16 protein-coding genes are annotated in these 17,476 nt (G+C 69.6%); 6 read left to right on the top strand and 10 right to left on the bottom strand.

Going from position 1 to position 17,476, the window contains the following annotated elements; all coding sequences use genetic code 11:
• The first annotated feature begins 71 nt into the window (after positions 1–71).
• The gene (locus BSZ36_RS14745; RefSeq protein ID WP_094550291.1) at positions 72–1,301 is read left to right on the top strand and encodes a hypothetical protein; all 1,230 of its coding nucleotides are present in this window, start codon (positions 72–74) and stop codon (positions 1,299–1,301) included.
• Here the strand turns inward: BSZ36_RS14745 and BSZ36_RS14740 are convergent.
• Genes BSZ36_RS14740 through gyrB form a run of 3 tightly spaced genes read right to left on the bottom strand, consistent with a single transcriptional unit; the run spans position 1,279 to position 4,544 of the window.
• Positions 1,279–2,304: a glycosyltransferase family 2 protein gene (locus BSZ36_RS14740; protein ID WP_094550289.1), complete on the bottom strand. Its 1,026-nt coding sequence runs from the start codon at positions 2,302–2,304 to the stop codon at positions 1,279–1,281. The genes BSZ36_RS14745 and BSZ36_RS14740 overlap by 23 nt on opposite strands.
• 1 nt (position 2,305) lies before the next feature.
• On the bottom strand, positions 2,306–2,437 hold the full coding sequence (locus BSZ36_RS20055; protein ID WP_281253158.1) for a hypothetical protein: 132 nt from the start codon (positions 2,435–2,437) through the stop codon (positions 2,306–2,308).
• 49 nt (positions 2,438–2,486) lie between these two features.
• Positions 2,487–4,544, bottom strand: a complete 2,058-nt coding sequence (gyrB, locus tag BSZ36_RS14735) for a DNA topoisomerase (ATP-hydrolyzing) subunit B (protein WP_094550287.1) — start codon at positions 4,542–4,544, stop codon at positions 2,487–2,489.
• Between the two features lie 225 nt (positions 4,545–4,769).
• On the opposite strand from gyrB, the gene BSZ36_RS14730 reads away from it, so the two are divergent.
• Entirely contained in the window at positions 4,770–5,150 is a 381-nt protein-coding gene (locus BSZ36_RS14730) for a hypothetical protein (RefSeq protein WP_094550285.1), read from the top strand.
• An 81-nt stretch (positions 5,151–5,231) separates the two neighbouring features.
• Positions 5,232–5,945 (top strand): glycosyltransferase, encoded by a 714-nt coding sequence (locus BSZ36_RS14725; RefSeq protein WP_094550283.1) that lies wholly within the window; start codon positions 5,232–5,234, stop codon positions 5,943–5,945.
• Positions 5,946–6,110: 165 nt separating this feature from the next.
• On the opposite strand, the gene BSZ36_RS14720 is transcribed toward BSZ36_RS14725, so the two are convergent.
• On the bottom strand, positions 6,111–7,472 hold the full coding sequence (locus BSZ36_RS14720) for an ATP-binding protein (protein WP_094550281.1): 1,362 nt from the start codon (positions 7,470–7,472) through the stop codon (positions 6,111–6,113).
• A gap of 142 nt (positions 7,473–7,614) precedes the next feature.
• On the opposite strand from BSZ36_RS14720, the gene BSZ36_RS14715 reads away from it, so the two are divergent.
• Positions 7,615–8,622, top strand: a complete 1,008-nt coding sequence (locus BSZ36_RS14715; RefSeq protein WP_218827689.1) for a YeiH family protein — start codon at positions 7,615–7,617, stop codon at positions 8,620–8,622.
• A 220-nt stretch (positions 8,623–8,842) separates the two neighbouring features.
• On the opposite strand, the gene BSZ36_RS14710 is transcribed toward BSZ36_RS14715, so the two are convergent.
• From BSZ36_RS14710 to BSZ36_RS14700, 3 genes are all read right to left on the bottom strand, one after another.
• Positions 8,843–10,276 carry an META domain-containing protein gene (locus BSZ36_RS14710; protein ID WP_094550279.1) on the bottom strand — a complete coding sequence of 478 codons (1,434 nt, stop codon included), beginning with the start codon at positions 10,274–10,276 and terminating at the stop codon, positions 8,843–8,845.
• Between the two features lie 120 nt (positions 10,277–10,396).
• Positions 10,397–11,260 (bottom strand): L,D-transpeptidase, encoded by an 864-nt coding sequence (locus BSZ36_RS14705; RefSeq protein WP_094550277.1) that lies wholly within the window; start codon positions 11,258–11,260, stop codon positions 10,397–10,399.
• Positions 11,261–11,422: 162 nt separating this feature from the next.
• Positions 11,423–12,520, bottom strand: a complete 1,098-nt coding sequence (locus BSZ36_RS14700) for a 6-phosphofructokinase (RefSeq protein ID WP_094550275.1) — start codon at positions 12,518–12,520, stop codon at positions 11,423–11,425.
• A 111-nt stretch (positions 12,521–12,631) separates the two neighbouring features.
• On the opposite strand from BSZ36_RS14700, the gene BSZ36_RS14695 reads away from it, so the two are divergent.
• On the top strand, positions 12,632–13,558 hold the full coding sequence (locus BSZ36_RS14695; protein WP_094550273.1) for a hypothetical protein: 927 nt from the start codon (positions 12,632–12,634) through the stop codon (positions 13,556–13,558).
• 112 nt (positions 13,559–13,670) lie between these two features.
• On the opposite strand, the gene BSZ36_RS14690 is transcribed toward BSZ36_RS14695, so the two are convergent.
• The 3 genes from BSZ36_RS14690 to BSZ36_RS14675 all read right to left on the bottom strand — a co-directional run bounded on the left by BSZ36_RS14690 (position 13,671) and on the right by BSZ36_RS14675 (position 16,421).
• Positions 13,671–13,850, bottom strand: coding sequence for a hypothetical protein (locus tag BSZ36_RS14690; RefSeq protein ID WP_094550271.1), 180 nt, complete (start codon positions 13,848–13,850; stop codon positions 13,671–13,673).
• A gap of 133 nt (positions 13,851–13,983) precedes the next feature.
• On the bottom strand, positions 13,984–14,370 hold the full coding sequence (locus BSZ36_RS14685; RefSeq protein ID WP_143536918.1) for a hypothetical protein: 387 nt from the start codon (positions 14,368–14,370) through the stop codon (positions 13,984–13,986).
• 1,517 nt (positions 14,371–15,887) lie between these two features.
• Positions 15,888–16,421: a hypothetical protein gene (locus BSZ36_RS14675; protein WP_094550265.1), complete on the bottom strand. Its 534-nt coding sequence runs from the start codon at positions 16,419–16,421 to the stop codon at positions 15,888–15,890.
• A gap of 34 nt (positions 16,422–16,455) precedes the next feature.
• On the opposite strand from BSZ36_RS14675, the gene BSZ36_RS14670 reads away from it, so the two are divergent.
• Positions 16,456–17,463, top strand: coding sequence for a lycopene cyclase domain-containing protein (locus BSZ36_RS14670; protein ID WP_218827688.1), 1,008 nt, complete (start codon positions 16,456–16,458; stop codon positions 17,461–17,463).
• Positions 17,464–17,476 lie beyond the last annotated feature (13 nt).

The following is a 17,476-nucleotide window of genomic DNA, read 5'->3' as shown; positions in this document are numbered from 1 at the left end:
AAGGACGCGGAAGGGGAGGAGGGAGACGCAATGCGCGCCGTACGTTCGGCTCGCACCTATCCCGTACCGTTATGCGCGGACTCCTCCTCGCGATCCTCCTTCTCGCTGCTCCAGCCTCGGCGCAGCGGGTCGGCACGTACTTCCTGGCCGAGACCCCTCCGTTTAGCGCGGATGATGCCTCGGCGGCTGGCGCGGGGGCGTTTGCGCAAACCGCCGAGCCTCTGGCGTTCCACCGCAACCCCGCGCTCCTGGCGGGCGTCGGCCGGTCCCGGGGCCTCTTTGTGAGAGCAGATCGTTCGGGTGATTTCGGGTTTGGCGACACCATCGGTCTCACGAACGCCGCCGTCGCCGCAGGCGCCGAGGTTCGTCTCGCCGGACAGCCTCTGGCGCTGGGCGTGGGGGCCAGCTACACGCTGCTGGACTACGGCGTCCAGACGTGGACGAGCGACGCCGGCGTGCCCCTTTTTGACTATGAGTCCCATGAGGACGCTCTGAGTGCAGCGCTAGGCGCGGGGTGGACCGGCCCGGTCGAGATCGACCTGGGGGCCGCGCTCCACGCGCGTCGCGGCGTCGAGCTCTTCCCAAGCGGTGAACTCGCGGAGTCCGACCGTGCCACCGGCCTCACCATGGACCTCGGCGCCGCTGTCACTTTTCCCGTTTTTGGCCGCAACGCCAGAGGCCCGGTCTTGCCCATCCTCGACGTCTCGACGGGCTACGTGCAGCAAAACCTCACGCTCGCCAACAGGCGCCCGGACTTCTACCGGGAGACCGACGCCCCTTCCAACGCCCGCGTGGCGGTGATGGGCTACGGCGTCCGCGCCGGTCTGGACCTCGCGCTCGGTACGGGCCGCGTGCCACTCCTTGTCCTCGACGGACGCATTGAGGCCGCATCCCGTCTGGATCGTTACGTCGGCTTCGAGGTCTCGCCAGAGGGCGTGCCGCAGTACGTCGAACTCGTGCGCGATCCGTTCTTCGGCGATGTCGGCGCGGGCAGCCTCATTCTCGGCGACGGCGCCGGTTCGGTAGAAGGCCGCCGTGCCATCCGCGCAACGCTGTTCGACGTAGTCTCCTACACGCGAGGTCACTTCGAGGGCGACGGCTTTGTGGAGTTCGGCTCCACGTGGGGCCTTGGCCTCGATGTCGGCGGCGCGGTCCGTCTCGCAGGCCTGGCCTCTGGCGATGCCACGATGACGCGCATCGGCGAGCGCCTGGCGATGCGGGCCAGCTACGGCGTCACCGACATCGGCGACGGCTTCGTGCGCTCCACCTATGGTGGCCTTACGCTCGGCTGGCGGCCCTGACGCCAGAGGCCTCTGGCGTGTCAGCGTCGGGCTGGATAGCCTCTGGCGCCAGAGGCCGGAGGTCGTCGCTGATTTCGAGCCGCGCCGTGCCCTCCATCTCGGGCCGCACGATCATCTCGCCGAGCAGGCCCGCGAGGAAAGACTGCGCGCCGAGCAGGATCAGCATCACGCCGAAGAGCAAAAGCGGCCGGTCGCCGATGGGGTCGCCAAAGGCGAGTTTCGCGATGCTGAGCCACGCGAGGATGGCGAAGCCGAGCAGAAACGCGAGCGTGCCCAGCCCGCCGAAGAACAGCATTGGCCGTCGAGCGAAGCGGGTCAGGAAGACGACCGTGATGAGATCTAGGAAGCCCTTGAGGAAGCGCTCCAGGCCGAACTTCGTCGTGCCGTACTTCCGCGGGTGGTGCTGCACCACCTGCTCCTCAATCCGGTCGAACCCTTCCCACTTCGCGAGAAGCGGGATGTAGCGGTGCAACTCGCCGTAGACGCGGACGCCCTTGACTACCTCACACCGGTAGGCCTTGATGCCGCTGTTGAAATCGTGCAGCGGGATGCCGGAGACGAGGCGCGTGACGCCGTTGAAGAACCGGCTCGGGATGGTCTTGCCCAGCGGATCGTGCCGCTTTTGCTTCCACCCACTCACCAGGTCCGCACCGGCTTCCAGCCGCGCGACCATCTCGGGAAGCTCGGCCGGATCGTCCTGCAAATCCGCGTCCAGCGTGGCGACGTAGCGGCCTCTGGCGCGCTCGAAACCGGCCGCGAGGGCGGCGCTTTTGCCGTAGTTGCGGCGGAACCGCACGCCGCCAAAGCGGCCGTCGCGCTCGCCAGAGGCCTCGATCTCGGCCCACGATCCGTCGGTCGAGCCGTCGTCGATGAGCCACACCTCGAAGCTGAGTCCCGCGCCATCGAGCGCGGCCTGGATGGCGGCTTGCAGCTCAGGCAGGCTCTCGGCCTCGTTGTAGACCGGGATGACGAGCGTCAGGTCGGGGCGCGCCTCTGGCGTCATGCTAGAGCGGGACCGGGGTGGAGGCGCATGGCGGCATCACGTCGGGCGACCCGGCCTCTCGCGCACCGCTTGGCCTCTGGCGCGACGTGGCGGCGCCAGAGGCAGGAGCGGAGCTGAAGGGCGTAACAGGCATCGCCAGAGGCGGGAGCAGACCACTGGCCACCGGCCACTGGCCCCGTCCCCTAGGTGTCGATCGTCGCGTAGCGGGCGTTGCGCTCGATGAACTTGCGCCGGGGCTCCACGGCGTCGCCCATGAGCGTCGAGAACGTCTTGTCCGCAGCCGCGGCGTCCTCGATGGTCACGATCTGGAGCATCCGGAACTCGGGGTCCATCGTCGTGGACCAGAGCTGCTCGGGGTTCATCTCGCCCAGCCCCTTGTAGCGCTGCACGCCGACGCCCTTAGAGCCGCCCATCTCCTCGATGATGGCCTTGAGCTGCTCGTCGTTCCAGGCATACGTCTCGCGCTTGCCCTTTTTGGCGCGGTAAAGCGGCGGGAGCGCGATGTAGATGTAGCCCTTCTCCAGCAGCGGCCGGAGGTAGCGGTAGATGAACGTGAGCAGCAGCGTTCGGATGTGCGCGCCGTCCACGTCGGCATCCGTCATGAGGATGACCTTGTGGTAGCGCAGTTTGTCGTCGTCCCAGTCGTCCGGGTTGCCGCTCAGGCCGACTCCGAGCGCGGTGACCATGTTCTTGATCTCCTCGTTGTCCAGTACGCGGTCCAGCCGCGCCTTCTCGACATTGAGAATCTTGCCGCGAAGGGGCAGGATGGCCTGGAAGTGCCGGTCGCGCGCCTGCTTGGCGGAGCCGCCGGCCGAGTCTCCCTCAACGAGGTAGAGCTCGGAGATGCTCGGGTCCTTGCTCGCGCAGTCCGCGAGCTTACCCGGCAGTCCGCCGCCGCCGAAGGCGCTCTTGCGCTGCACGAGCTCGCGCGCCTTGCGGGCTGCGGTCCGCGCCTGGGCGCTGATGATCACCTTTTGGATGATCGTCTTGGCCTCTTGCGGGTGGTCGTCCAGCCACTCGCTCAGCTTCTGCGCGACGAGGCTTTCCACGATGCCCTGCACGTCGCCGTTGCCGAGCTTTGTCTTGGTCTGGCCCTCGAACTGAGGCTCCTGCACCTTGACGCTCAGGACCGCCGTCATGCCCTCACGGAAGTCGTCGCCGGAAAGCGTGACCTTGGCCTTTTTGAGGAGGTCGTTGTTGTCCGCGTAGCCCTTGAGGATGCGCGTGAGCGCGCGGCGGAAGCCGCTTACGTGCGTGCCGCCCTCGTGGGTGTTGATGTTGTTGACGAACGAGAGGACGTTCTCTTGGTAGCCCGTGTTGTACTGCATCGCGAGCTCGACCGGCACGTCGCCGGTCTCGTCCTCGATGTGGATCGTTCCGTCGAAGATGGGCTCGCGCGTTTCGTCCAGGTAGGCGACGAACTCGGCGAGGCCGCCTTCGGAGTAGTAGGTCTCCGTCCGCAGCTCCTCGTCGTCCTCGCGCTCGTCGGAGAGCGTGATGGTGACGCCCTTGTTGAGGTACGCCAGCTCGCGCATGCGGCTCGCGAGGGTATCGAAGCGGTAGGTGCGCTCGAAGAAGATGGTGTCGTCGGGCTTGAAGCGGACCGTCGTGCCGGTCTCCTCGTCCGGCTCCATGTCGCGCACGCGCGTGAGCTGCTCAACGGTGTCGCCCTTCTCGAAGGCCATCTTGAACACGCCGCCGTCGCGGCGGACCATCACGTCCAGCCGGTTGGAGAGCGCGTTGACGCAGCTCACGCCGACACCGTGGAGGCCGCCGGAGACCTTGTAGGTGTCCTTGTCGAACTTGCCGCCGGCGTGGAGGACCGTCATGACGACCTCGATGGCGGGCTTGCCCTCGCCGGCGTGCATCGCGACGGGGATGCCACGGCCGTCGTCGGAGACCGAGATCGAGTTGTCCTCGTGGATCACGACCTCGATGTGGTCGCAGTAGCCCGCGAGCGCCTCGTCGATGGAGTTGTCCACGACCTCGTAGACGAGGTGGTGGAGGCCACGCACGCCGACGTCGCCGATGTACATGGCCGGCCTCTTGCGGACGGCCTCCAGGCCTTCGAGGACCTGGATGTTGTCGGCGCCGTAGTCGCCTCGGGCGGCGAGCACGGGCGGCGCGCCGTCGCCGGTGGCCGCGGGCGGTACGACGGCCGCGGGCTCGGTTGGGAGCGCGTTCGCAGGCGGGGTCTCGCTAGGGACGGGGGCGTTCGTGTCGGGAATGTTCTCAGCCATAAAGGGGGTGTGGGAGCCTCACGCCTTTGGCGCAGGAATCGCTGTTTTCGTCGGCCTAAATCTACGACCGCGACGAGTGGATGTCAGACCCGGAATCAACGCCAGAGGCCCCGTTTTGTTGGCTTCTGGGCATGCTTCGCGGGGTCTCCGCAGGCCTCTGGCGAGGGGCGGCTGAACGGCGCGCGCGGTGGCGCGTCCCACCGCGCCGACGCCTCCTGACCCGCTATGTCTTCGCCTCGTTTCAGCCGCCGCCTTCTCCAGCAGCAGGCGCGGAGGGCGCGGCGGAAGGCGCTGGAAAGCCGCGCGTCGGACGAAGCGGTCGTTCGGTCCGGGGCCGGCGGTGGGCTGGCGTGGCGGCTGGTGCCGCTGCGCGGGCGCTTTCTCGCGCCGTTTACCAAGCTCATCCTTGCCGCGCTGCCGGACCACCCCGCGTCGTTTTCGGCGGTCGATGTGGCCGTGGCCTGCCAGGAGGCGGAAGCGGCGGTCGGCGGGGATCCGCCGTGCAACCCGGCCGAGATCATGGACCTTCTCGTCTCGCGCGGCCTCGTGGAGTGGTCGGCCGATGGGTTCCGCAAGAGGCAGCGGCGGATGCGCCCGCGCGCGTGAGCGCCAGAGGCCTGATCGTGGAAACGCGCGGTAGATCAGGTCTCTGGCGAGTCGGTTCGCGGCCTCGCGCGTCTGCGTGACATGACCCCTCTCCACCCTGCGCCTCTGGCTGCGATCGTGCCCACACTCGGCGAAGTGACGACCGTGGGCGGCGTCGTGCGCGGACTGCGGGCGCGAGGCGTGGGGCGCGTGATTGTGGTGGACGGTGGCTCCACGGACGGTTCGCCAGAGGCGGCGCGAGAGGCGGGGGCCGAGGTGATCGTGGAGCCGCGGCGCGGCTACGGCCGCGCGTGCCTGGCCGGCCTAGAGGTGCTCGCGCACGATCCGCCAGAGGCCGTCGTGTTCGCCGATGCCGACGGCAGCGACGACCTGGACGATCTGCCCGCGCTTCTAGCGGCGCTCCGCACGGCCGACCTCGTCGTGGGCAGCCGCGCGCTGGGTGAGCGCGAGGGCCGCGTGGAGCCCGGCGCGCTGACGCCAGTGCAGCGCTGGGGCAACCAACTCGCCAGCGGCCTCTTGCGGGCGCGCTGGGGCGCGCGGTGGACCGATCTCGGCCCCTTTCGCGCTATCCGTTGGGACACGCTGCGGGCGCTGAACATGCGCGATGAGACCTGGGGCTGGACGGTCGAGATGCAGGCCAAGGCCTCGCGCGAGGGGCTACGCTGCGCCGAAGTGCCCGTCGCCTACCGCCAGAGGCAGGCGGGCGTGAGCACGATCAGCGGGACGGTCTCGGGGAGCGTCCGCGCGGGCGCGAAGATCCTCTGGACCGTGGGCACGCTGGCGGTGGGGAGGTAGCGGCGGCCTCTGGCGCCAGAGGCCCATCGAATCCGTGTAGGGGCAAGGCTTGCCTCGCCCTGGATTCGGACTTGAGTCGGGCGAGCCTCGCCCCTACGGGTGCGGATCGCGGGTGCGGGTCGGGAGGGAAACGGAGGCGCCCCGGCGGCCTCTGGCGCCAGAGGCTCAGCGGCGCTTGAGGTAGGCGAGCACGTCGTCGTACAGCCCGCTTTCGTTGGCGTAGAGCGCGTGGTTGCGAGCGGTCGCGAACCAGTCGGTCGTGGAAGGCTGGCGCGTTTTGGCGGCGGTGAGGAGGTCCTTTGTCGTCAGAGGCTCGGGCGTGCCCGTGCGGAGCGCGCTGTGCAGCTTGGCCTCGACGGCGGTGTCGACAACGGCCTGGAGGTCGGCGCCGGAGAACTCGGCGGTCTTTTTGGCGACGGCGCTGAGGTCGAGGTCGCGCTGGGGGATTTCGCGGGTGAGGAGGCCGAGGATCTCGGCGCGGCCCTCTCGGTCGGGTGGGGGCACGAACACGATCCGGTCAAAGCGGCCGGGGCGTCGGAAGGCGGGGTCCAGATGCCACGGCGCGTTCGTGGCCGCGAGGACGAGCACGCCCTCGTTGTCCGTGCCGACGCCGTCCAACTCAGCGAGGAACTGGTTGACGACGTGGCGGCCGCCGCTCTGGCGGAGGTCGGACCGGCTGGCCCCCAGCGCATCCACCTCGTCGAAAAAGAGCACGCACGGCTGCTGGTCTCGCGCCACCTCAAAGATGCCGTGCAGCCTCTTCTCGCTCTGCCCGATCCACATGTCCAGCACGTCGTGCAGGCCGATGGAGAGGAACGCGGCGTCTACCTCGCCCGCCGTCGCGCGTGCGAGGTGCGTTTTACCGCAGCCGGGCGGTCCGTAGAGGAGGAGCCCGCCGCCGGGCTTTTTACCGTAGGCGCGGTAGAGGTCCGGCTGCTGCATCGGGTAGATGAGCTTGAGCCGGATCTCCTCTTTGAGGTTCTCCATGCCGCCCACGTCCTCGAACGTCACGTCCGAGTGCTCGGGCTCAGGCGCCAGAGGCTCGTCGGGGTCGTGCGTGGTGCCGCGCATGCGGCCGCCCATGATGAACGCGGGCCCGTCGTCGTCCTCATCGTCGCCAGAGGCCTGAGATTGGAAGCCGAGGCGATCGGCGAAGGCGTCGTCGGCGAGGTCAGGGTCCTCGCTGACGGCGGCGCGGTAGCGGCGGGCGGCCTCGGCGTCTTCGCCCTCAGCGTGGAGGGCCTTGGCCCAGACGAGGAGCGCGCGCGCGGGTCGCCCTGGCTGCGCGGCGAGGGATTCGAGCGCAACGACGGCCTCGCCGGTCTTGCCCTGGGCGAGAAACGCCTCGGAAAGGCCGAGCTGGAGCGACGCGTCGCGCGGAGACAGCGCGAGGGCGCGGCGGTACTCGGCCTCGGCCTCTGGCGCGCGCCGCGCGCGGAGAAGTTCGGCGGCGAGGTGGGCGCGGAGCGGGACGTTGTCGGGCGAGACGCGGAGGGCGTCGCGGAGCCCATCGAAGGGGTCAGGCATAGGCGGAGACTACGTCCGGGAGCGGCGCGGGATTCGAGACCGGCGCGCGGGTTTGATGCGGCCGCACTCAGGCAAGGGCGTATGCGATACGCCCCTACGGGCAACCGGTGGGGCAGGCGGTTCACGTCGGTAGGTTTCGGCCGTGTCTACCCCTGCCTCTGGCGCCGCCGCGCCGCGCCCGCCTGCTATCGCGCCAGAGGCCTCTGGCGTGCCGCCGGTGTGGCACCGAGCGCTGTTTTTCGCGCTGGCCGCCGGGGCGCTGATTCCGGGCGTCTCGCCCGCTCTCGCGCTGGGAGCGGGCGCCGTGCTGGGGCTCACGCTGGGCTCGCCGTTCCCCGCCAGAGGCGCGAAGGTGTCCAAGTGGTTGCTCAAGGCGTGCGTGGTCGGGCTGGGGTTCGGCATGTCGTTGGGCGCGGTTCTGGACGTGGGGCGAGCGGGCGTGCTCGTGACGGCGGCGGGCATCGCGTTCGCATTGGGGCTCGGGCTGCTCCTCGCGCGCCTGCTCGGCGTGGACCGCGAGACGGGCACGTTGATCTCGGGCGGCACGGCGATCTGCGGCGGCAGCGCGATCGCGGCGCTGGGGCCTGCGATCGGCGCGCGCGCCGAGGCGATGGGCGTGGCGTTGGCGACCGTTTTCGTGCTCAACGGCGTGGCGCTGTACCTCTTTCCGGCCATCGGGCACGCGCTGGAGCTGAGCCAGCACCAGTTCGCGCTGTGGGCCGCCATCGCCATCCACGACACGTCCTCGGTCGTCGGCGCGGCGTCGTCCTACGGCGCCGAGGCGCTGGCCGAGGCGACCGTCCTCAAGCTCACGCGCGCGCTCTGGATTGTGCCTCTGGCGACCGGCGCGGCGTGGCTGCGCCAGAGGCGGGGCGCGGGCTCGGGGGGCGCGACGGTGAGCGTGCCGTGGTTTATCGCGCTGTTCGCGCTGGCCTCTAGCGTTGTCGCGCTGTTTCCGGCGGGCGCGCCGGCGTACGCCGTGATCGTGGCGGTCGCGCGCCAGGGGCTCGTGCTCACGCTGTTCCTGATCGGCGCGGGGCTCAGCCGGGCGACGCTTCGGGCGGTCGGCGTGCGGCCGCTGGTGCAAGGCGTGCTCTTGTGGCTGGCCGTGGCGGGTGCGTCGCTCGCGGCGATCCTGGCGTGGACTTGAGGGGCTCGTACTGCGTACTGCGAAGGGCGTAAGGGAAGCCAGGCGGGCTTCTGGCGCCGGACCGGGTCGGGCGTGGTTGAGGGACATCGAGCAAAGCCGCTCTCCACGCGCCTCTGGCGCCAGAGGCGAGCTGGGATGCTGCATCCGCGCGCCCCTTACGCACTACGCACTGCACCAACGCGCCAGAGGCCCGGCCACCTGCAATCTTCCCGTCCCCCGTTTACCCGGTAGCGGCACAGCCCGTGAACGTCTCGCCGTCGACCTCGACAAGCGCCTCAGTGGTGCCTTTCGTCCAGACGACCACGCCGTCGCCCTCGTACTTCGCGCCGCTGGCGGCGCGGGCCTGGCCCAGTACGAGGTAGCGCGAGCCGAACCGCTCGGGGAGCCACACGGCGAGCTCGCCCGGGCCAGTCCGCGTGGTGATGCTGAACGTCTCGCCAGAGGCGCCTTCGCAGGCGTAAACCGTGGTACTCCCGGTCTGCTGCGGAGCCATCGTGCCGAGGTCCGAGCGGACGTTGGCGGGCTCGAAGGCGAGCGCGCGGCCGTCGCCGGCTGAGATCCAGAGGTCCTCCGACGTCGCGCGGTACGTCGCCGCGTCCATCAGCGTGCCGAGGAAGAGGTCCGCCGACGACGGCGGAAGGCACGCCGCGAGCGTTGTCGCGCCCTGGCGTAGCGCAAGCGCGCCAGAGGCCTCGGCGGTGTAGCCGCCGCCGTAGCTGTTGCAGTCCGCGCGGCCGCTGAACCGGCCATCGGCACCGAACTGCAGCGTGTACGCCTTGCCGGCCTCTGGCGACACGCTCCCGCCGTCGGGCGTGTGGATGCGCAGGAGCCGCCACGCGGTGCCTTCCACGTCGCCTCCCATCTGGACTTGGCCGCTGGCGCCAGAGGCCTGCACGAGCACGATCTCGACGCCGTCGGTGGGCGCGCCGCGCGTGATAACAGGAATCGTGGTGTCGGTGGTCCAGAGCAGGGCGCCGGCCGCGTCGCGAATGTCGGCGCGCACGGCGTAGGTGTGCCGCGCGTCCAGCACGCCGGGGTCGTAGGTGAGCGCGAACGAGATGGGCACCTGCCGTCCGCCGGGGCGGATGGTGTGGGTCGCGAGGGTCTTGGCGGGCGCGTCGGCCAGGCTCACGTCGTCCAGGCGGACCGTGACCACGGCGTCGCGCGGGAGGGCGATGCGCGGCCGGTAGGTGACCTCTCCAGTCAGCGTGACGCGCTCCCCAGCGGACTCGACCGAGGCCGCGTTGCGGAACTCGAGCGTCTCGCCAGAGGCGGTCGTGAGCGTCAGGCGGCCGTCCTGAAGAGTCCACCGGTCGGCGCGTGGCAGGGCGTCCATAAACCGGCTCTCCTGGTCCATGAGGGGTGGTGCGCACGCGCGCTTGGTGGAGCCCAGCGGTGAGACGGCGAGCGCGGTGCCCTCGCGCGAGTACGTGCCGAAGTAGCCGTTGCACCCGGTGGTCCCGTTGATGTCGCCAGAGGCGGTGAAGCGCACGCTCGGCGCGCTCTCCCCAACGGGCGCCGTTCCGTCGGGGAAGCGGACGAGGGACCACGTGGAGCCGTCGAAGGGCGGGCCGAGCGGCTGGCTGGGCATCGGGGCGCTGCAGGCGGTGAGAACAAGCGCCGCGAGGAGCGCGAAGGGTTTGGCGGGAGACATAGAGAGGCAGGCAGATGAGACCACGCGAACGGGGGACCCGCCCGTTTCATCATGCGGAGCCAGCGAAGAGCCGCCGAAACGGGCGCAATGGCCTCTGGCGCCAGAGGCGCGGCGCCTCCGCTAGCGGTCGCCGCGCGGCACGCGCATCGGATCGGCGGGGAGCGCGACGAGGGCGCGGCGTGGGCCGTCGGGGCCGTCCACAAAGCGCAGCGGCGTGCCGGCGGGCTCGCTTCCTTGCACGATCACCGTCGTGCCCGCGCGGGAGCGGGCGGCGGCGTCGGACCAGTCCCAGAGCCAGCGCGCGTCGGCTTCCACCATGCGGACGCAGCCGTGGCCCTCGGGTGGGCCGCTCGGCACCACGTCATACTGGTGGAGGTGGATGCCGCGGCGCGCGTGGATGTTCATGACGTAGCGCATGAGCCACGTCTCGCCGGGCGGCGCCTCGGTGCTCTCGCGCTCCATCTCGCGCCAGTTCATCGTGAAGCGGCCCGTAGGCGTCGGCGTCCGCGCCGCGCCCGTGCTCGCGGGTCCCCACCGGACGAGGTGGCCGCTGGCGTAGGCCGCCCACGTCTGCGACGTTTTGTCCACGAGCACGACCTTCTCGACGCCAGAGGCGCCGGTCCAGATCGGCGGGTAGGGCGCGAAGGCGAGCGCGCCGAGGTCGAAGTCGCGCGGCCGGGCGGGGAGGACCAGCTCGTCGCCGAGGCGGAGCTCGCCGGCGGGCGGGTAGCCGAAAAGCTGCGCGATGGCGAGCCTCTGGCGCCCGCGCTCCACGTCGCCCTCGCCGACGACGTGGTAGAGCTCGTGGCGCGCGCGGATGGAGTTACCGCTCTCGTGCTGCACGCGGTAGACGGCGTACGGAATGGGTGCTTCCGGCACCCAGCCCGGACGGTCCAGCAGGGCCCCGAGCACGTCTTGATCGTACGTCTGCGCCGCAGCGCCAGAGGCGACGAGGAGGAGGGCGAGGGCAAGCGAGCGGATCACGGGGTGGGCAGCGGGGCGGGAGAGTCCAAACGGGTCAAGGGGTGTTCCGATTCCCCAATCCGCGCGGCTTCTGGCGAGCGCGGCACGGAAAGCAGACGGCGCGAGAGGCCAAAGGCGGGCGGGGCGCCACGCCAGAGGCCTCTGGCGAGAACCGGTCTGGCGCTACGCCATGCGCGAGAGGTCTGGCGTGAGCGAAGCGGTCCCGAAGGACGTGCCCACGTCGAGCGCGGCGCGCACGAGCGGATCGTCGGCCCCGACGAGCTTGGTCTTGTCCGCGACCTCGGCAAAGGGGACGGCCGTCATGCGGCCGTCGCGGCGGGCCACCATCACGCCAGAAGCCCCGTCGGCGACGAGCTCGGCGGCGTAGGTCCCGAAGCGCGTGGAGAGCACGCGGTCGAACGGGGTGGGAGAGCCCCCACGCTGGACGTGGCCGAGGATCGTGGTCCGCACCTCGCTCTCGATCTGCGCCTCTAGGCCGGCGCCGAGCACCTGGCAGGCGCCGCCAAGCCGGACGGGGTCGGGCGATCCGGGGATCGTTTTGGCCACGCTCTGCACGCCGCCCTCGGGGTGCGCGCCCTCGGCGATGGCGATGATGGTGAAGCGCTGGCCGCCGCGCTCGCGCGCCTGGCAGATGCGGATCACCTCTTCCAACTCGTACGGAAACTCCGGGAGCAGGATCACGTCGGCGCCAGAGGCCACGCCGGCGTAGAGCGCGATCCAGCCCGCGTAGCGGCCCATCGTCTCGCAGATCATCACGCGGTGGTGGCTCGCGGCGGTCGTGTGGAGCCGGTCCATCGCTTCGGCCGCGATCATCGAGGCCGTGTCGAAGCCGAACGTCCGGTCGGTCCCCATCAGGTCGTTGTCGATGGTTTTGGGCACGCCGACGAGGTTGAGCCCTTTTTGCTGCATCCGGTGCGCGATGGACATCGTGCCGTCGCCGCCGATGACGACGAGCGCGTCCAGGCCGTGCTCGTGGTAGACCGAAGCCGCGCGGTCGCTGACGTCGGCGCCGTCCTCGCGCCAGTATTGGAAGGGGTTGGCCTTGTTGCTCGTGCCGAGGACCGTGCCGCCGAGTGTGAGCAGGCCGCTGGCATCGCGCCACGCCAGAGGCCGCGTGTCGTTGCGGATCAGCCCTTCGAAGCCGTCCACAAAGCCGACGACCTCGGCGCCGCAGCGGTGGATCAGGGACTTGGTAACGGCGCGGATCACCGCGTTGAGGCCGGGGCAGTCGCCCCCGCCAGTGAGAATGCCGACGCGCATGGGAGATCGGGGTGGAACGGAAGGGCGCCAGAGGCGCAGGACGGGCCGTACGCGCCAGGGGCCTCTGGCGTTCGCGCCGTATCCTGGGCGCGGTTCCTCCTGCCCGCCGCTATGCGCACGCTTCGCCCTCTGCTGTTGATCTGCTTCGCGGTAGTCCTCTCGGGCTGCTTCCAGACCAAGGCTCTCATCCGCCTCAACGCCGACGGCAGCGGGACCGTGGAGGAGACCGTGCTCATGAACTCCATGATGTCGATGAGCATCGGAATGGGGAGCGGCGGGTTCCTGGAGGACTCCGACGACGCGCCCGATATGGCCGAGGACGGGCCGTATTCCATGGAGCAACTCCAGACCCGCGCCGCCGAGATGGGCACGACGCTCGTGGGCGTCGAGCCCATCGACATCCTGTTCGGGGCGGGCTACACGGCCACCTACGCGTTTACCGATATCAACAGCCTCCGCTTTGGCAGCAACCCGCTCGAAGGCATGGGCGGCATGATGAGCGAGATGGGCCGCGCAGGAGACGCCTCTGGCGACGAGCCCATCACGTTCGCGTACTCGCGCGGGCGCCTCACCGTCCGCATGCCTGAGCCGGCGTTCGACGACGAGGAGGACCTGTTCGGGGACGACGAAATAGTCGACGAGCCGGCCGAGATCGACTTCGACGCTCCCGCTCGCGACCCCAAGAAAAACCCGGCGTACGGCGAGGAGTACGCCTTCGAGGACGACCTCTTCTCGGATGACTCGTCGCAAGAGGACGAGATGCGGCAGATGGCGGCCATGTTCAAGGACATGAAGTTCTCCATCGCCGTGGAGCTGCCGAGCGACGTGCGCGAGACGAACGCCTCCCACGCCAGCGGCCGCATCCTCACGCTGTTCGACATGGACTTCGGCCTGCTCGCGGAGACGCCGGGCGTCTTCGATGACCTGGAGGCACTGGGCATGAGCGGCCCCCCTTCGTCGATGAGCGCGATGGAGGTGTTCCAGAACATCCCCGGCTTCACCTACGAGCCGGAGCGCGAGGTCACGGTCTCGTTCTAGCCTCTGGCGGAACGCCCGCGCCAGAGGCCTCTGGCGAACCCGGCCGATAGAGAAAACCGGGGCTCCGCATCGCGCGGAGCCCCGGTTCCAGTTTGTAGCGGCGCGGGAGCGGCTACATCGGCGAGTGGTCGCGGGTGCGCGTCTTGGAGACGCCCATGAGGATGCCGAGGCCGAGCAGGATCACGCCCGTCACGGCGATCCAGGCGGCGGGCAAGCCCGCAAGGTGCATTCCCATGGCGACGCCGCCGGTGAGAATCATGAAGCCGATGAGGTAAACGCCGAGAGAAGACATAGCCGGAGCCAGAAGTGAAGGGGTCTAACCCTCATCATCGGCCGTTTGGCTCCCGCACCCACGTTTGGCCTCGTGTGTTGTCTCGCGGGCGCGTCCCCGGCGCCGCCTATAGACCGGCTTCAGGCGCCAGAGGCTAGAAGCGGGCCTCCACGCGCACGAAGAGGCGGCCGTCCAGCGTGGCGCCGAGCGGGTGCGTCTGCTCCGGCGCGCCGAGCACGTTGCGGCCGGTGAGCGCGATGTGGAAGCGCTCGCCCGCGAATGAGCGCGAGAGGCCGAGGTCGAGGAGGAGGGCGGCGGGCACGTCGGGCTCGGGCCAGCCGTCCCAACGGGTGGCGGCGCGCCACTCCAGGCGTGCGTTGAGGTTCAGGTTGCCATCCGGAGAGTGCTGGCCAAAGAGACCAGCGCGAACCGTCGGTTCACGGTCACGCGCGGCGCGAAACTCGCGGTCAGCACTTGCGGAGGCTTGCACATCCACCCAACCGACGAGAGTGATGGCTCCAACGGGAGACGGGCCATGCATGCCTCTAGACGCCCTTCTCCACACGATCCGGGCCTGCGCATTTGCGACGGCTCCCGAAACCGCCGTCGCCCGCACGGGACCCGATACGGAGGTGGCCTCTGGCGCGAGAACGAACTGGGGAGACAGCACGGTTTCGCCTCTGCGCGCTTCGGCCGTCAAAGTCACAGTCCCTGAGAGACTGTGGCGCAAATCGACGAAGATGGGGCCATCCGCGGCTTCATCCCCACTACGATACCCGTTTAGCTTTAACTGAAATCCGGCATGTTCTGAGGCCGTCGGCACACCCTCTAGCGCCAGAGGTGTTTGCGCAGACGCGAGGCCCGAGTACCCTCTGGCGACCCAGAAGTACAGATCGGGCTGCTCTTCAGGAAGCGTACGGCGGAGGTACGCATGTGCGTCCGCGCTTCCGCTTCTGGCGTAGTCGTCTCTGACGTAATCGCCTGTATAGAGCTTCAGCAAGGCCTCGCCTCCCACGCCGCTCGGCCCAGCCGACAGTCGCGCTGAGACCTCTGGCACATCCTCTCTGATCAGTCTGATCAGGCTCGCACCTACTTCGGCCCACGTTACAGAGCCATCGGTAAGGCCTGCCCCAGTAGCTTGCCTCTGGCGGAAGGTTCCACCTACCGTAAGACGACGCGCGGGTGAAGGTTCGGAAAGCGCGATGCTTCGCTGTACATGGGCTTCGGCGATGAACTCCTGCCAGTCTGGCCCAATGCCAGAGGCCAGCGTACTCCACTCGGGGCGGTCCAGGCGCTCGCCACGCAGCGACAGGTTGCCGGACCAATCGGCACGGTTAGAGCCGGCACCCCACTCTGCGCGTCCACCAAGCCTCTGGCGCCGGACCGGGACCTCGCGGCCGAGTGTCGGTTCGAACGGGAGGTCTTCCGCACCGAGAGCATCAGCAGCAACCCCGAGGCCCAAACCTGGGAGCAGATATAGACTGTTCCCAGTTGCTAACGCCAGTCCTTTGCGCTTGGGGAAGCGTCCGCCCACCGCCTCGAAGATGCGCGGGGCGATGACAGGGTCGGTCGGGAGAAAGTCGCGCCAGCGACCCGAGAACTCGATTCCATCCTTGAATCGGACGAGCGCTTCGTAGTCCGGACCAATCTTGTCAACGTTCGGCAGCGAGGGGTCTAGATAGCGCAGCGGACCGGGGTCGCCGGTCTCATTCCCCACCTCGGCATATACATGGATCAGAGACCGGGTTCCGCCGCTTACCATTTGCTGCAACGGGGAGCACTGGGCTCCATCGTTGACCGCCAGTGTGGGTCGCCATGCGAGAACGGCGTCATCCAGTATGGAGGCTGTGCGGAGGTCCGCCATCGCGCCAGAAGCCTCGGGAACGCGCACGCCAAACCCGTCCGTCGAGATCGCATCATATCCCTGAGCCCACGCGACGCCTCTGGCGAGCAGCCGAGCACCTCCTGGGTACACGCAGTCAGGCTCCCCAAATGCGACCGGCACTTGGCCTCTGGCGCCAGAGGCCACACACGAAAGCAGTAGAAGGAGAAATGCTCTTACCACAGCCGGAGGGTGAGGCCGCCCGCGGCGCCCGCGGTGGTCTGCGGCGTGGAGAAAAAGGTGCGCCGCACGCCGGTCTCGGCCCACGCTTCCACGCGCCCCGCCAGAGGCACGCCCGCGCGGACGTACGCGCCCGCCAGAAGCTCGGACTCGCTGGACAGGTTGCCGCCGAACTCGCCGTCATCGTCGAAGGCGAAGCGTCCCGCGCCGACCTCCGCGCCGGGCGAAAGGCGGACGGGTCCGAGATCCAATACTGGCCCCCATCCCAGCGTGGCGTTGACGGCGAGAAAGTCCGGGGCAGCCTCTGGCGTCGCCTCGCCCTCGGCAGCGTCGTGCATCGCGAGGTCGAGCGCGAGGCGGACCTCGCCGCCGTAGGCGGAGAACGTGATGGTACCCCGTGCGCCAGGCTGCTCCTCCCAAACGGGCCCGAGGCTTCCCGCCAGAGGCAGAGTGGCGCCCGCGCTCAAGCGCACCTGAGCGCTCGCGCCGGTAGCGAGCAAGACGAGCAGGGCGGCAGCGGGAAGTCGCATCGCGCGAAGGTGGGGCCGTCTGGCGCACTCTGCAATGAGGCGGACCCGGAACGGCGGGGGATTCACGCCAGAGGCCTCTGGCGGCTCCTGCGTGGAGATGCGCGGATCGGGCCCCTCGGGGTACGCCCAGGTCGTCTGGGTGCGACTGCGCGGAGTACCGGAGCCCGGCCGGGATCGTTGGGGCGCGGCGGGGGTTCGCTCGGCTCTATTGGCCAAGCTGTCCTCCTCTGTGACGTATCTCGGCTTCCACCTCACGTTTACGCTCCCCGCGATCGCCGCGCTCTGGGTGTTCCGCCCGCGGGCGGGCCAGGCGTGGTGGCCGCTCGGCGTGCTCGTCGCCATCGCGTTCGTGTACACGACGCCGTGGGACAACTACCTCGTCGCGCAGGGCGTGTGGACGTACCCGCCAGACCGCGTCCTCGCGACGGTCGGCTACGTGCCGGTAGAGGAGTACGCGTTTTTCGTGCTCCAGACCGTCCTCTCGGGACTGGCGTTCATGTGGGTCCGGGCGCGCTACTTCGCGCGCGTCCCGGAGCCGGCGGACCGCCGCGTGCGCCTCCCGGGTGTCGTCGGTTCCGCCGCGCTGAGCCTCGTCGGGCTGGCGCTGACGCTGCGGGGCGGCCACGGGCTGTACCTCGGCCTGCTGCTCGTCTGGGCCGGGCCTGTCCTCACGCTGATGTGGGCGGTAGGCGGCGAGATGCTGTGGGCGCGGCGCCGCTTGCTCGTTTGGGCTGCCATGCTGCCAACGCTCTACCTCTGCGTGGCAGACCGCATCGCGATCGAGCTCGGCATCTGGTCCCTGACCGACGCGACGCGGACGGGCGTCGAGATCGCCGGGCTTCCCTTGGAGGAAGCGGTGTTTTTCCTGCTCACCAACCTGATGGTGGTGCAGGGCCTGGCGTTGTGCGAGCCCTCGCGCGCGTCCACCCTTCCCGCGATGCGGCGCGAGGCCGCCCGGCTGGCAGAGGAGCGCGCGGCCCACGCCGAGCCTCTGGCGCGCCAGAGGCCACGGGAGTTCGTGCGTCCCCTTCTCGGAGCGTGAGCGGTCGGCCTCA

Origin of the sequence: Rubricoccus marinus (assembly GCF_002257665.1) — a bacterium.
GTDB classification, from domain to species: Bacteria; Bacteroidota; Rhodothermia; order Rhodothermales; family Rubricoccaceae; genus Rubricoccus; species Rubricoccus marinus.
This window is presented reverse-complemented; position numbering and strand designations above follow the sequence as displayed.

Coding starts and splice junctions, on each gene's coding strand:
- BSZ36_RS14745 (WP_094550291.1), top strand. CDS start 72: ATGCGCGGACTCCTCCTCGCGATCCTCCTTCTCGCTGCTCCAGCCTCG.
- BSZ36_RS14740 (WP_094550289.1), bottom strand. CDS start 2,304: ATGACGCCAGAGGCGCGCCCCGACCTGACGCTCGTCATCCCGGTCTAC.
- BSZ36_RS20055 (WP_281253158.1), bottom strand. CDS start 2,437: ATGCCTGTTACGCCCTTCAGCTCCGCTCCTGCCTCTGGCGCCGCCACG.
- gyrB (WP_094550287.1), bottom strand. CDS start 4,544: ATGGCTGAGAACATTCCCGACACGAACGCCCCCGTCCCTAGCGAGACC.
- BSZ36_RS14730 (WP_094550285.1), top strand. CDS start 4,770: ATGTCTTCGCCTCGTTTCAGCCGCCGCCTTCTCCAGCAGCAGGCGCGG.
- BSZ36_RS14725 (WP_094550283.1), top strand. CDS start 5,232: ATGACCCCTCTCCACCCTGCGCCTCTGGCTGCGATCGTGCCCACACTC.
- BSZ36_RS14720 (WP_094550281.1), bottom strand. CDS start 7,472: ATGCCTGACCCCTTCGATGGGCTCCGCGACGCCCTCCGCGTCTCGCCC.
- BSZ36_RS14710 (WP_094550279.1), bottom strand. CDS start 10,276: ATGTCTCCCGCCAAACCCTTCGCGCTCCTCGCGGCGCTTGTTCTCACC.
- BSZ36_RS14700 (WP_094550275.1), bottom strand. CDS start 12,520: ATGCGCGTCGGCATTCTCACTGGCGGGGGCGACTGCCCCGGCCTCAAC.
- BSZ36_RS14695 (WP_094550273.1), top strand. CDS start 12,632: ATGCGCACGCTTCGCCCTCTGCTGTTGATCTGCTTCGCGGTAGTCCTC.
- BSZ36_RS14690 (WP_094550271.1), bottom strand. CDS start 13,850: ATGTCTTCTCTCGGCGTTTACCTCATCGGCTTCATGATTCTCACCGGC.
- BSZ36_RS14685 (WP_143536918.1), bottom strand. CDS start 14,370: ATGCATGGCCCGTCTCCCGTTGGAGCCATCACTCTCGTCGGTTGGGTG.
- BSZ36_RS14675 (WP_094550265.1), bottom strand. CDS start 16,421: ATGCGACTTCCCGCTGCCGCCCTGCTCGTCTTGCTCGCTACCGGCGCG.
- BSZ36_RS14670 (WP_218827688.1), top strand. CDS start 16,456: ATGAGGCGGACCCGGAACGGCGGGGGATTCACGCCAGAGGCCTCTGGC.